The following is a 13720-nucleotide window of genomic DNA, read 5'->3' as shown; positions in this document are numbered from 1 at the left end:
TGTATACCGTGGTAAAAACAAAAAATTAGCCGGAGGAATGACTAAAATTGTAGGCCCGGTAAACGCAAGCGCCACCGGGCGTTACTGTACCTGATTAATCAGGCTGAATTATTTAGGCTCTGTACCGAACCATTTTTTATAGATTTCGTTATAGGTGCCGTTCTCTTTCAGGGTTTTCAGCGCGCCGTTCACTTTCGTGCGCAGGTCGTCGCTGCCTTTAGGGAACGCAATACCGTACTGCTGCGCTTCCAGAGAATCGCCCACCGCTTTGAACTTGCCGTTGCCCGCGGTTTTGATGAAGTACAGGATGTTTGGCGTATCGTGCAGAACCGCGTCAGCGCGGCTGGTGCCCAGCTCCATGTACGCGTTGTCGATGTTCGGGAACTGGCGCAGGTCTTTGGTTTTGATGTTGGCTTTCGCGTAGTCAACGGAGCCGGTGCCGCCCTTAACCGCCACCACTTTGCCGTCGAGATTTTTCACGTCTTTGATCTCGTTGTTGTCCGCTTTTACCATCACCAGCAGGCCGCTTTTGTAGTAGCCGTCAGAGAAGTCGATCGCTTTTTTACGTTCGTCGGTAATGGTGATACCCGCCAGCGCCAGGTCAACGTTCTTGGTTTGCAGGGCCGGGATGATGCCGCTGAAGTCCATTGGCTTCAGGGTGTAATCGAGTTTGAGTTCTTTTGCGATTGCCGCCCACAGATCCACATCAAAACCAACGTATTTATCGCCCTGCTTGAATTCAAACGGAACGAACGCGGTATCAGTCGCCACAACGAGTTTGTCGGCGGCCTGAGAGGACACCGCAAAAGCCAGGGTAAGTGCAGCCAGTGAAACTTTTAATACAGACTTCATAGCATTTCCTTTTATATCCACGGGGCGATCCCCTGCGAGAACGTCAGGCACAATGAAAAAATCATGCCAACTTTACAAGCTGTTGTTTTGCAAAGGGGATGAGGTCACGCGTTGCACAATGAACGTGGCAATAACGGATTATTGCACCAATTCGGAGCACCGTTTTGGTGCGCTTCGTTTTGGTCAACTGACGGGAAGATATTTAGCGCAAATCCAGATGAAAAAACAATCTTCCATTAACCGTTGTGTGAGGTGATTATTACATTTCGTTCACTTTTGCCGGGTGGAAGCGGAAATGCGTGCACCATAAAAGTGCAAAACCCTCACCAGAGGCGAGGGTTTGATAGAAAATTCGTATGGATTATTCGATGTTAGATTCGATGAACCACAGGAATTTGTCCAGGTCGCGAGACGCCGCGGTAAGAATATCTGCCGTGTCTTCGTCTTTGGCTTCTTCAATGGATTTACGCACGTCGTTAGCGACGATGGCATAGCGGTCTGCCAGCTCTTTCAGGTGATCCTGAACGGTGTGGATATCCAGCGGGTAGCTTTTCAGCGGCGTTTTGCTGTTGATAACCTGCGTGGTACCCAGCGCGACGCCACCCAGCTGCACGGCGCGTTCTGCCATGGTGTCCAGGTGATCGGTCAGCGCAGTGCGGAAGCCATCCAGCATTTCATGCACGGCGATAAAGTTTGCACCGCGCATGTTCCAGTGGGCCTGTTTGGTGATCAACGACAGGTCAATGAACTGGATCACCTGGCGATTCAGCAGCTCAACGGTCGCTTTCTTATCGCTATCCGATACATCGTTACGGGTATAAAGCAGATTAGACGCTTTTGATTTTACCAATTTAGCGGTACTCATAATCTCAAATCCTCTTGATGTTAGTGTCCCAGGTAATTACCGGAAAAGAGTATAGCACCTGTTTGATAACCTGCGTTTTTGGTACTGCCTATCGGTTTAATAGCAAGGAGGGACTTGAGAAAATAAAGCGTTTATTTTCAACATGATAAAATATTTATTGCAGGGATGTGACTATTTTTGGCATCAGGACGAAATTTTGGTGGGCTATTTCAGAATATGACGACAATTGTTAACAGATAATTCAGCAGGCAGTTTTGGCCTATATTCTGCATGGCACTCAGGCCATGCAGCGGGGGCAACGCTAATTAATATCGACTTTCTCGATTTTGCTTTCCGGGCGAAGGGTGAGGGTTGAGCCCATCGACGCCGCGATAATAGAGCAGAGCGCGAGCGTCTGGGTGAGCGTCAGGGTTTCGTCGAGGAACACCATGCCGGAAATCGCCGCCAGGGCGGGCTCCATGCTCATCAGGGTGCCAAAAATCCGCGTGGGAAGACGGGTCAGGGCGATCATCTCCAGCGAGTAGGGCAGTGCGGTAGAGAGAATGGCGACCGCCAGGCCGATCGGCATGACCGACCATTGCCAGATGGAGTCGGTTGCCTGCGCCATGCCAATCGGCACAAACACGATGGCGGCAATGAGCGAGCCGAGCGCAACCGTCGCCGGGCCATGCTCCTCCCCGGCGCGCTGTCCGGTAAGGATGTAGACCGCCCAGCAGGCTCCCGCGCCGAGCGCCAGGGCGGCACCGGTAAGATCGATCTGCGAAACGTCCTGGCCGAGCGGCAGCAGGAACCACAGTCCCAGCACGGCGAGCACTACCCAGATAAAGTCGACCGGACGGCGGGATGAGAACAGCGCCACCGCCAGCGGGCCGGTGAACTCAAGGGCAACGGCGATGCCGAGCGGGATGGTCTGGATAGAGAGGTAGAACATATAGTTCATCGCCCCGAGGGACAGACCGTAGAACAGCAGGGGCAGGCGCTGCTCTTTCTTAAAGCGCAGCCGCCAGGGTTTGAAGATCACCACGAGGATGGCGGTTCCCAGCGCGATACGCAGGGCCGTGACGCCGGGCGCGCCCACCAGCGGGAACAGCGATTTTGCCAGCGACGCGCCGCTCTGGATCGAGAGCATGGCAATAAGTATGACTGCAACCGGCATCCAGACCGACGACTTGCGGGATAACCCTGGCATCCTTTCTCCTGTCAATTTATGTCAAAGGAAGTAAAAGCCGCAGTGTAATGGAAATAACCTGCAACGGTTGAGACTCCGTTGAAAAAAAAAGCGGTGAAATCCGTAAAATGGTTAAGCGTTGATGAATTTATCAGCTAACAGATTAGGAATAATCTGGATGAATGTGGTGTCATTGACGCGCAATATTAGCGTTTTGATGTGAAAATTCTATGATATTTGAATGAGATAACTGAGGCTGGAAACGTTCTGTTACATCAAAGCTTCGGTTAGACATCATGAATCCGAAAGAGTTTCACATTATTTTTTGATATATTTAAAACTTACGGATTAACTTGAAGCACATTTGAGGTGGTTATGAAAAAAATTGCATGTCTTTCAGCACTGGCAGCTGTTCTGGCTGTTTCCGCAGGTACTGCTGTAGCTGCTACTTCTACTGTTACTGGTGGTTACGCTCAGAGCGATATGCAGGGCGTGATGAACAAAGCTAACGGTTTCAACCTGAAATACCGCTACGAGCAGGACAACAACCCACTGGGCGTGATCGGTTCATTTACTTACACTGAAAAAGACCGTTTCGACGACAGCGCTTACAACAAAGCACAGTACTACGGCATCACTGCAGGTCCAGCTTACCGTCTGAACGACTGGGCTAGCATCTACGGTGTTGTAGGTGTGGGTTACGGTAAATTCCAGCAGACCGAAAACGAAAGTGCTAACCGCACTGCAAGCACCAGCGACTACGGTTTCTCCTATGGCGCGGGCCTGCAGTTCAACCCAATCGAAAACGTTGCTCTGGACTTCTCTTACGAGCAGAGCCGTATTCGTAACGTTGACGTTGGCACCTGGATCGCGGGCGTTGGTTACCGCTTCTAATCACTTCGGTGAGCCAGTAAAAAATCCGCCCAATGTGGCGGATTTTTTTTTGCCTGAAAACGTAAAACGGCAACCCAGAGCTGCCGTTTTTAGCGTTTGTTCCCTCACCCAGTGGGAGAGGGCCAGGGTGAGGGCATCACGCCGCTCGCCCCTGCATCAATCACTTACTCTTAATATCAAACACATCCGTACCCAGATGGTTGTAGTCAACTTTCTGTAACTTGAAGTTGGTAATGTAAACCTGGGGTCCCTTTTTGTTCGAGACAAACGGGTAATCATTTTTGATCTCTTTCGCGGCGATCCCGGTCCACTGCGAGAAGAACTTCAGGAAATCATTCGCCGAGCGACGCGCCTTCACGATGCGATGCGTTTTGTCATCGCTCGACAGCACCATAAACGGCACCTGGAAGTTCTGCTGGAATTTGTCGTCGTGGGCCAGATACTGCACCTCTTTCCCCCGCTCCTTAAACGCTAAGCCGTGGTCGGAGAAATAGACCATCGAGAAGCTGTCCCCGGTGTTGCGAAGCTGGGTATAGAGCTTGCTCAGCAGATCGTCCGTTTGCGTCATGGTGAAGAGGTAGCACGAGGTCTCCTTCGACTGGACGAACTCGGCGTATTTCCCCTGCGTGCGGTCGCAGGCCTGAGGATGCGAGCCCATCAGATGCAGCACAATCAGCTGCGGCTGGGTGCGCTGGGTGGCAAAGACCTGCGCGGTCATCTTCAGCAGGGCTTCGTCCTTCGTGTTTTTATCGGCTTCGAAATCCCCGTTTTTCAGGAACTGAACTTCGTCAGCCCGCTTTGCAATGCTGGCGATGGCGGTATCGTATTCCCCGATTTGCCCCTGGTTTGAGAACCACCAGGTCTGGAACCCGGCGCGGTTGGCCAGGGTGACAAAGTTGTCCTGATACTGCGGCTTGCCATCAACCACGCGGTTCAGCGTCAGCCCGAGGGACTTCTGCGTTGAGCCGCTGGCCGCGATGTAGTCGGTAAACAGGGTACCGTTAACCGAGCTGGCGAACGGGGTGTTATCCCAGTGGCCGCCAAACGCGCCCAGCGCATCGCGACGCGCGCTTTCGCCAATCACCACCACATAGGTATGATATTTCGGTTTCACCGCCAGCACGTTCCAGGTGTCTTTCATGTTCGACAGCTCGGCCATGCGCGCCTGCTCATCAACCACTTCCTGGTTATTCACCACCACGTCTTTTACGAAGCGAAATACCGGGTAGCCCGTGTCCTTAAGCTTAAATACCCCGCCCCAGGCGAGGTTCTGCACCGGTGCGACAAAGAACGCCGCCACGCTGATGGCCAGACACAGATGTTCTATTTTACCCCAGGCTTTTTTCTCTTCCGGCCTGCGGCGCACGGCGATGACGCCCAGCGCAAAGATGAAAAGCCCGATCACATAGCTGTACCACGGGAAGATGGTCAGGATCTCGGTCGACTCTTCCATATTGGTGGAGTGCAGCGCCAGCAGGGTATTAAAGTTCGGCGAGCCGTAGGCCTGGCCAAACGGGAAGTAGAGGGCCGCGATCAGAGAACAAACCCCGACTAACGTTTTCTGCGCGATCGGTGCGCTTCGCCACAGCAGGTGAAGAATGCAGGTGAAGGCAACGGCGTAAAGCAGGCTAAAGGGATAGCCCAGCGCGAAGTTAATCAGCAGCGATTGCAGAAAGTAGAATCCCGTCCACGGGCTTAAGGCCCGGCTGCGGGTAATGAGTGTTTCTTTCAGGGTTACGTTCATAGATCACTATCATGAAAACGCCATGTGCTCACCCTGGCGTCGAGGGTCAAAGCCTGCCTGACAGTGCGTGGAGAGGGAATGTGGGTCCGCTTCAGCGAGCCGCAAATAGTGCAGGGCTGCAAGAAGATAGTGCGAGCGCTAAATAAGGTCAACAGTTGCTAAGCAGATGTTTTGCGAGAGGGATTACAAAACCGCGAAAAAGATCGGGAATTAGCCGGCCAGCGGCCAGTTTACAGCGGAAGTGTGACAAAAAAATGAAGCGGCGTACCGCACGCCGCTTAGTGGGAGGGTTTATCGTCCTGGTGCGGTTTGTTGTTAAAGATATCGCAAAGCATATTCAACAACATCAGCCGGACTTTAAAGGGAGAGTGGGTAAACACGTTCATGCACCTCTTGAATTCGTTCATGTGACCTCCTGATTTCAGATCCCTTCGATCCGTGAAGGGTGACTGCATTACATACAGATATAGCACAGGCTATATTGTATAGCTACGGCTATTTCGTTAATTTTTTGTGCTTGTTCCGCTATGGTTTACAATGTGCGCTCTTGTCACAGGGCGCGGGAAGCGTCACCCCATTGAGGACACACAATGAACCGTCGCGCAGGTAAGCCAACAACAAAAAAAACGACGCAACTGGTTAATGTTGAAGAGCATGTAGAAGGGTTTCGTCAGGTGCGTGAAGCGCATCGTCGTGAATTGATTGATGACTACGTTGAGCTGATTTCCGATTTAATTCGCGAGGTTGGAGAAGCGCGCCAGGTGGATATGGCCGCGCGGCTGGGGGTTTCTCAGCCAACTGTCGCAAAAATGTTAAAACGCCTGGCGTCGGTGGGCCTGATCGAAATGATCCCCTGGCGCGGCGTGTTTTTAACCCCGGAGGGGGAGAAGCTGGCCCACGCGAGCCGCGAGCGTCACCAGATTGTGGAAAACTTTTTGCTGGTGCTGGGCGTGAGTCAGGACATCGCGCGCCGGGATGCCGAAGGGATGGAACATCACGTCAGCGAAGAGACGCTGGCGAAATTCCACGAGTTCACCCTCAAATACGGTCCAGCCGCTGAATGAACATCCCCGGACTGCAGGCGCTGAAGCGCGATCGTTTCTTTCATCTCTTATTGATCATCGGGGCCGGGTTAAGCTTTTTCGTGCCCTTTGCCCCGCATACCTGGCCTGCGGCCATCGACTGGCGCACCATTATTACCCTCAGCGGTTTAATGATGCTGACCAAGGGCGTGGAGCTGAGCGGCTATTTTGACGTGCTGGGGCGCAAAATGGTGCGCCGCTTTGCCACCGAGCGCAGGCTGTCGCTGTTTATGGTCTTCTCAGCCGCCGTGCTGTCGACCTTCCTGACGAACGACGTGGCGCTGTTTATCGTGGTGCCGCTGACCCTAACGCTACGCAGGCTCTGCGAAATCCCGGTCACCCGGCTGATTATCTTTGAGGCGCTGGCCGTTAACGCGGGCTCGCTGCTGACGCCCATCGGCAACCCGCAAAACATCCTGCTCTGGGGGCGCTCCGGGCTGTCGTTCGCGGCGTTTACCTGGCAAATGGCGCCCCTGGCGCTGGTGATGATGCTCTCCCTGCTGGCGGTGTGCTGGTTTGCGTTTCCCGATAAAAAGCTTCAGTACCACAGCGGCAGCACCGGCCCCGACTGGAAGCCGCGCCTGGTCTGGAGCTGTCTGGCGCTCTACATCGTCTTCCTGACGGCGCTGGAGATGAAGCAGGAGCTGGCCGGCGTGGCGCTGGTCGCCTGCGGATTTTTATTCCTCGCCCGACACGTGCTGGTGAGCGTGGACTGGACGCTGCTGCTGGTGTTTATGGCGATGTTCATTGACGTGCATCTGCTGATCCAGCTGCCGGTGCTGCAAAGCGCGCTTCATAGCGTCAGCGGCTTGCCGCAGGCGGGCCTGTGGCTGACGGCCATCGGGCTGTCGCAGGTTATCAGCAACGTGCCTTCGACCATTTTACTCCTCAACTATGTCCCGCCAACGGCGCTGCTGGCCTGGGCGGTTAACGTCGGCGGGTTTGGCCTGCTTCCCGGCTCGCTCGCCAACCTGATCGCCCTGCGCATGGCGAACGATCGCCGCATCTGGTGGCGCTTCCATTTATGGTCGATCCCGATGCTGATCTGGGCCGCCGCCGCCGGTTTCGGATTATTCCTTCTCATATAGTGCGTTAATTGTCAGTTTATCCTGGCAAATGTATAGCAACGTCCTAGCTTTAGTGAACGGCATAGTGTGATGCCGCTCACTGACAGGACCGTTGCTGAACTATGGCAGAAGAACAAAACCCACCTGCTGACGAGCAGGAAAAGAACAATAACGAGCGCAAGCGCCCCGGTAAAAAACCGCTCATCATTCTCGGCATCGTGGTCGTGGTGATGGTGATTGTGGCGCTGGTCTGGTGGTTTTTAACCCGTAACGAAGAAACCACCGACGATGCCTTTACCGACGGCGACGTGGTGACCATTGCCCCCAAAACGGCAGGCTATGTCACGTCGCTTAACGTGCGCGATAACCAGCGCGTGAAAAAGGGCGATCTGCTGGTGGTGATCGATCCTCGCGATACCACCGCCCAGCGCGATCAGGCTCAGGCCCAGCTTGGGCTGGCGATGGCGCAGCTGCACCAGGCGCAGGCGCAGCTGGCGCTCTCAAAAGTGCAGTATCCCGCCCAGCGCGACGAAGCCAAAGCGCAGGTGCTGAAGGCTCAGGCCGACATGGCTAACGCCCAGGCGGAGTACCGCCGTCAGCGCGGGGTCGATCCGCGTGCGACCACCCAGCAAAGCATCGATTCCGCTAACGCCCAGCTGCGAAGCGCGCAGGCCGGTCTGGCGAGCGCCCAGGCGCAGCTGGAAGTGGCAGAGCAGGTTCAGCTGCAGATCCGCCAGCAGGAAACCAACGTCGAGGCCCGGGAGCGCCAGGTCGACCAGGCCAAAGCGCAGCTCGAAACGGCAAACCTTAACCTCTCCTATACCGAAGTTCGCGCCCCGTTCGACGGCTACGTCACCAAACGCAACGTGCAGCCGGGGACGCTGGTGCAGGCCGGCACGGCGCTGTTCTCGCTGGTTTCACCGAATATCTGGGTGGTGGCTAACTTTAAAGAGTCGCAGCTTGAGCGCATGAAGCCGGGCAACAAGGTGACGGTGTCCGTCGATGCCTGGCCGGATATGGAGCTGGAAGGGCATATCGACAGCATCCAGCAGGGAAGCGGCTCGCGGTTCTCGGCCTTCCCGTCGGAAAACGCCACCGGTAACTTTGTCAAAATCGTGCAGCGCGTGCCGGTGAAGATTGTGATTGATAAAGGGCTGGATCCGAACAAACCGCTGCCGCTGGGGCTGTCGGTTGAGCCGAAGGTCACGCTGGAATGACGGACCATAGCCACGACAGCTGGAAGCCCGCCAGCAACCCGTGGGCGGTGGCGATTGTGGTCACGCTGGCGGTGTTTATGGAGATCCTCGACACCACCATCGTCAACGTGGCGCTGCCGCACGTGGCGGGGTCGCTCTCGGCCAGCTATGACGAATCCACCTGGGTGCTGACCAGCTACCTGGTGGCAAACGGCATCGTGCTACCCATCTCCGCCTTTCTGAGCAGGCTGTTTGGCCGCAAGCAGTTCTTCCTGATCTGCATTGTGATGTTCACCATCTGCTCTTTTCTGTGCGGGATCGCCACCGAGCTGTGGCAAATCATACTGTTCCGCGTGATGCAGGGCTTCTTCGGCGGCGGCCTGCAGCCCACGCAGCAGTCGGTGCTGCTCGACTACTTCAAGCCGGAGGACAGGGGCAAAGCCTTTGGCCTGTCGTCCATCGCTATTATCGTCGCTCCGGTGCTCGGCCCGACGCTCGGCGGCTGGATCACCGACAACTACTCCTGGCGCTGGGTCTTCTTTATCAACATCCCGGTCGGGATTGTGACGGTGCTGGCGATCTATCAGCTGCTGGAAGATCCGCCGTGGGAGAGCAAATCGAAAGAGAAGCTCTCTATCGACTGGACGGGGATTGGCCTCATCGCCCTCGGCCTCGGCTGCCTGCAGGTGATGCTCGACCGCGGGGAAGATGACGACTGGTTCTATTCGAACTTTATTCGCACTTTCGCGGTGCTGACGCTCATCGGCATTATCGGCGCGATTTACTGGCTGCTGTACGCCAAAAAACCGGTGGTGGATCTGCACTGCATGAAGGATCGCAACTTTGCGATTTCGAGCCTGCTGATGGCGGGTATGGCCATGATCCTGTACGGCAGCTCGGTGGTGATCCCGCAGCTTGCCCAGCAGGATTTAGGCTACACCGCCACCTGGTCCGGGCTGGTGCTCTCGCCCGGCGCGGTGCTGATCGTGCTGACCATCCCGCTGGTGCTCAAGCTGATGCCGGTGGTGCAGACGCGCTGGATCATCGCCTTCGGCTTTACCTGCCTGGCGGTATCGTTCTTCTGGTCGCGCACCCTGACGCCGGATATCGATTTCGAAACCCTGGTGCTGTTCCGTAGCGCCCAGTCTATCGGGCTCGGGTTCCTGTTCGTGCCGCTCACCACCATCGCCTTTATTTCGATTCCGCGACGGCTGAATGCAGACGCGGCGGCGCTGTTCACCATGTTCCGCAACGTGGCGGGCTCCATTGGGATTTCGCTCTCAACGGCGGCCATCACCGAACGCTCACAGGCGCACAGCGCGCATCTGGCGTATCACGCCTCGCCGTTTAACGAACAGTTCCAGCTCGCGATAAGGGAAAGCGCCCAGGCGATTCAGAACTTCACCACCCAGGTGGGCGACCCGACCGGCATCGCCACCGGGCGCATGTACCAGACCATGATCGAGCAGTCGCGTTTTCTGGCCTATATCGACGTCTTCACCCTCCTGAGCGCGGTGGCCTTTTTACTGATTCCGTTTTGTTTGTTGCTCTCGCCGGTTAAGAGCGAGGGGAGTGCAGGAGCACACTGATGATACACAGACGTTTACACCCCCTGATGATAATGATGCTGCTGGTTGGCTGCGCCGTGGGGCCGGACTACCAGCAGCCCGCGCCGCCAGCCGTCACGCACTGGAATGACAAGGGCGACAGCGAGGTGAAATCGAAAACTACCTCCGCCGCAACCAACCCGCGCTGGTGGAAAACCTTCGGCTCCGCGCAGCTCGACAGCCTGATTGAGCGCGCCATTGCCGGGAACTTATCGCTGCAGCAAACGGTGCTGCGCATCGCCGGCGCGCGCGAGCAGATCAACCAGGCGGGCGGGGCGTTTTATCCGTCGGTAAATGGCAATCTTCAGGCAACGCGCCAGCAGCTGGGGCTGGAGGGGGAGCTGAAATCCCACGGCGTCTACGATCAAATCGATAACGTGGATCCGTCGCTAAAAGGGGCGCTAGGGCCGCTGACCCAGCCGATTAACCTGTATCAGGGGAGCTTTGACGCGCAGTGGGAGATAGACCTGTGGGGCAAAGTGCGCCGTCAGGTTGAAGCCGCCGAAGCGCAGCAGAGAGCGGCTATCGAGCAGCGCAACGACGCCCTGGTGTCGCTGGAGGCCGAAGTGGCACGCGCGTGGCTGCAGCTGCGCGGCGCCCAGAGCATTATCGCCACCCTGAACACCCAGATTGAGAGCGCCCAGCAGACCCTGGATCTTACCGACAGCCGCCAGCGCGGCGGGCTATCGCCGCAGATGGACGTGGAAAACGCCCGCGCCCAGCTGGGGAATCTGGAAGCGCAATTGCCGCAGTATCAGGCCCAGGAGCGTCAGGCGATGAACGGCCTGGCAATCCTGCTCGGCAAGCCGCCGGGGGCGCTGGACGCCGAGCTGCAGTCCGCCCAGCCGATGCCGGTGCTGCCGGATATCGTGCAGACGGGCATTCCTTCCACGCTGGCGCGCCGCCGTCCCGACGTGCGTGAAGCGGAGGCGAATCTCCATGCCGCGACCGCGCAAATCGGCGTGTCGGTGGCAGAGCTGTTCCCGAGCTTCACCCTTTCCGGGCAGTTTGGCCTGCGCAACAGCGAAAGCAACTGGCTCACCGACTGGAGCAGCCACTTCTACAGCTTTGGCCCGCAGGTCTCTATTCCCATCTTCCAGGGCGGACGGCTTGTGTCGAGCGTGAAGGTGGCGCGGGCGCAGCAGGGGGCGGCGGTGCTGGACTATCGCCAGACGGTGCTTACCGCGCTGGGGGATGTAGAAAACGCGCTGGTGAGCTATCGCACCGACCAGCAGCGTGAGGCGGGACTGGCGAAAACCATCGATGCGCTGCAAAACGCCTTTGACCTGGCGAGCGACAGCTACCGGCAGGGGATCGCCAGCTTTATCGACGTGCTGGACGCCCAGCGCCAGCTGGCTCAGGCCCAGCAGCAGCGCGCCCAGGCGCAGGTGCAAAGCGCGCTCGACCTGGTGGCGCTGTATAAGGCGCTCGGCGGCGGCTGGGAGCCGTATCAGCAGGTACAGCTTCCGGATTACAAGGTCTTCGGCGACGCCCCGCGCGGATAAAGATTCAGAGGATTGGGCAAGAAATGGACAGGAACGCCACATTCGCGATGGCCGAGGGGCGGGTATAACTATCTGGCACCCATCAAACGACATGCGAGGAAAGTCTTATGCGTTATCAAAAACTGGGCAATACCGGTCTGTTTGTTTCAGAGCTGTGCCTCGGCACCATGACCTTTGGTGGCGAAGGCGGTATGTGGGGCAAGATTGGCCAGCTGCGGCAGAGCGAGTCTGAGCAGCTGGTGGGACGCGCCCTGGAGGCGGGCATCAACTTTATTGATACGGCGAACGTTTACTCGGAAGGGCGTTCGGAGGAGATCCTCGGCCAGGCGCTGAAAAACCTGAAGGTGCCGCGTGAAAACGTCGTGGTTGCCACCAAGGCGTTTGGCGAAACGGGCACCGCCGGAGTGAACTCCCGCGGCAGCTCGCGCTACCACATCATCAGCAGTGTGAAGGAGAGCCTGCGCCGCCTGCAGATGGATCATATCGATCTCTACCAGCTTCACGGTTTCGATCCGGCGACGCCAATCGAAGAGACGCTGTACGCCCTGGACAACCTGGTGCAGCACGGCCACGTGCGCTACGTCGGCGTGTCGAACTGGGCGGCCTGGCAAATCATGAAGGCGCTGGGAATTTCAGAGCGCCTCGGGCTGGCCCGTTTTGCCTCACTTCAGGCCTATTACACCATCGCCGGGCGCGATCTGGAGCGCGAGCTGGTGCCGATGCTGCAAAGCGAAGGGGTCGGGCTGATGGTCTGGAGCCCGCTGGCGGGCGGCCTGCTGAGCGGTAAATACGGCCGCGACGGGCAGAGCGAGTCCGGCGGTCGCCGTCTGGAGTTTGACTTCCCGCCGGTTGAGAAAGATCGCGCCTTCGACTGCGTGGACGTGATGCGCACCATTGCGGAAAGCAAAGGGGCGTCCGTGGCGCAAATCGCGCTTGCGTGGCTGCTGCACCAGAAAGCCGTGACCAGCGTGATTATTGGCGCGAAACGCGTCGATCAGCTGGATGACAATATCGCCGCCACGGGCATTCGCCTGAGCGAAGACGAGCTTAAGCAGCTCGATGCCGTCAGCGCGCTGCCGCGGGAATATCCCGGCTGGATGCTGGAGCGTCAGGGCGAATACCGTCGCAACCAGCTGGCGCAGCAGTAACTCCTTTTCCCCCGGTGGGGCTTCTGCCCGCCGGGGATTCTTCAAGAGCCTGACCTCCTGCAGTATAAAATTAACGATATGCCACCATGGATGTCATGGAGTTGATAAAGAGATATATACCCTTTTTTTATTATCATATTTAAGCGTCCTGCTTTAGATAAGTGTTACCGGGGGATTTTTTTGCATAGTAGAAGAGGAATGCCATTTTGTCGGATTAGATAACTTCCATCATTCTGTTGGCGGAACAGATAGATAAAATCAACATTTTCACTGGTGACAGAGAATGGGAGTAAATGACTTAACGCTTCATCTATATCGTCTCCCCGCAATGAGGTTTTATTGCCGGTAAAACGGACATGATAGTCTTCGCCTTTGACTTGATATGTAATACCGGAAACCGTTTTGACCGGAGTCTGCATGCCTTCAGGCGAAATATAATCCCCGCTGATCTGAACACTGCCTTTTTCGCGATACATATAAAGCGTCACCTTTGCCTGCAGGCGACTGTTGTTGATCTGACTGTCAAATGCCGACATGCAATGGATTACGTTCTCTTCTAATCTGTTTTTCATCTCCAGCAGATGATGAATAG

At 56.4% G+C, this 13720-nt stretch carries 13 protein-coding genes; 7 read left to right on the top strand and 6 right to left on the bottom strand.

The window, feature by feature from the left end; all coding sequences use genetic code 11:
• Window positions 1–108: 108 nt before the first annotated feature.
• From glnH to rhtA, 3 genes are all read right to left on the bottom strand, one after another.
• The gene (gene glnH / locus AB6V08_RS04255; RefSeq protein WP_368541517.1) at window positions 109–852 is read right to left on the bottom strand and encodes a glutamine ABC transporter substrate-binding protein GlnH; all 744 of its coding nucleotides are present in this window, start codon (window positions 850–852) and stop codon (window positions 109–111) included.
• A gap of 361 nt (window positions 853–1213) precedes the next feature.
• A complete protein-coding gene (gene dps, locus AB6V08_RS04250) occupies window positions 1214–1717 on the bottom strand; it encodes a DNA starvation/stationary phase protection protein Dps (RefSeq protein WP_368541515.1) in 504 nt (167 codons plus the stop codon).
• 301 nt (window positions 1718–2018) lie between these two features.
• Window positions 2019–2906, bottom strand: coding sequence for a threonine/homoserine exporter RhtA (rhtA, locus tag AB6V08_RS04245; protein WP_368541514.1), 888 nt, complete (start codon window positions 2904–2906; stop codon window positions 2019–2021).
• Window positions 2907–3260: 354 nt separating this feature from the next.
• Between rhtA and ompX the strand changes: the two genes are divergently transcribed.
• Window positions 3261–3779 carry an outer membrane protein OmpX gene (gene ompX, locus AB6V08_RS04240; protein WP_368541513.1) on the top strand — a complete coding sequence of 173 codons (519 nt, stop codon included), beginning with the start codon at window positions 3261–3263 and terminating at the stop codon, window positions 3777–3779.
• Window positions 3780–3939: 160 nt separating this feature from the next.
• On the opposite strand, the gene AB6V08_RS04235 is transcribed toward ompX, so the two are convergent.
• Both AB6V08_RS04235 and mntS read right to left on the bottom strand, forming a co-directional pair.
• Complete coding sequence (locus AB6V08_RS04235; RefSeq protein ID WP_368541512.1) at window positions 3940–5523, bottom strand: phosphoethanolamine transferase; 1584 nt, start codon at window positions 5521–5523, stop codon at window positions 3940–3942.
• A gap of 278 nt (window positions 5524–5801) precedes the next feature.
• Window positions 5802–5930 (bottom strand): manganase accumulation protein MntS, encoded by a 129-nt coding sequence (gene mntS / locus AB6V08_RS04230; RefSeq protein WP_368541511.1) that lies wholly within the window; start codon window positions 5928–5930, stop codon window positions 5802–5804.
• A 183-nt stretch (window positions 5931–6113) separates the two neighbouring features.
• On the opposite strand from mntS, the gene mntR reads away from it, so the two are divergent.
• The 6 genes from mntR (at window position 6114) to AB6V08_RS04200 (ending at window position 13128) form a co-directional block, all read left to right on the top strand.
• Entirely contained in the window at window positions 6114–6587 is a 474-nt protein-coding gene (mntR, locus tag AB6V08_RS04225; protein ID WP_368541510.1) for a manganese-binding transcriptional regulator MntR, read from the top strand.
• Window positions 6584–7693 carry an anion transporter gene (locus AB6V08_RS04220; RefSeq protein WP_368541509.1) on the top strand — a complete coding sequence of 370 codons (1110 nt, stop codon included), beginning with the start codon at window positions 6584–6586 and terminating at the stop codon, window positions 7691–7693. Before mntR ends, AB6V08_RS04220 begins: the two co-directional genes overlap by 4 nt.
• Window positions 7694–7794: 101 nt before the next feature.
• Window positions 7795–8889 carry an HlyD family secretion protein gene (locus tag AB6V08_RS04215; protein WP_368541508.1) on the top strand — a complete coding sequence of 365 codons (1095 nt, stop codon included), beginning with the start codon at window positions 7795–7797 and terminating at the stop codon, window positions 8887–8889.
• Window positions 8886–10457, top strand: coding sequence for a DHA2 family efflux MFS transporter permease subunit (locus AB6V08_RS04210; RefSeq protein ID WP_368541507.1), 1572 nt, complete (start codon window positions 8886–8888; stop codon window positions 10455–10457). Before AB6V08_RS04215 ends, AB6V08_RS04210 begins: the two co-directional genes overlap by 4 nt.
• A complete protein-coding gene (locus tag AB6V08_RS04205; protein ID WP_368541506.1) occupies window positions 10457–11980 on the top strand; it encodes an efflux transporter outer membrane subunit in 1524 nt (507 codons plus the stop codon). The genes AB6V08_RS04210 and AB6V08_RS04205 overlap by 1 nt, the downstream gene beginning before the upstream one ends.
• Window positions 11981–12087: 107 nt before the next feature.
• Window positions 12088–13128 (top strand): aldo/keto reductase, encoded by a 1041-nt coding sequence (locus tag AB6V08_RS04200; RefSeq protein WP_368541505.1) that lies wholly within the window; start codon window positions 12088–12090, stop codon window positions 13126–13128.
• 164 nt (window positions 13129–13292) lie between these two features.
• On the opposite strand, the gene AB6V08_RS04195 is transcribed toward AB6V08_RS04200, so the two are convergent.
• Complete coding sequence (locus AB6V08_RS04195) at window positions 13293–13700, bottom strand: hypothetical protein (RefSeq protein ID WP_368541503.1); 408 nt, start codon at window positions 13698–13700, stop codon at window positions 13293–13295.
• Window positions 13701–13720: the final 20 nt, after the last annotated feature.

Origin of the sequence: Enterobacter soli, from assembly GCF_964208575.1 — a bacterium.
Taxonomy (GTDB): Bacteria; Pseudomonadota; Gammaproteobacteria; order Enterobacterales; family Enterobacteriaceae; genus Enterobacter; species Enterobacter soli_A.
This window is presented reverse-complemented; position numbering and strand designations above follow the sequence as displayed.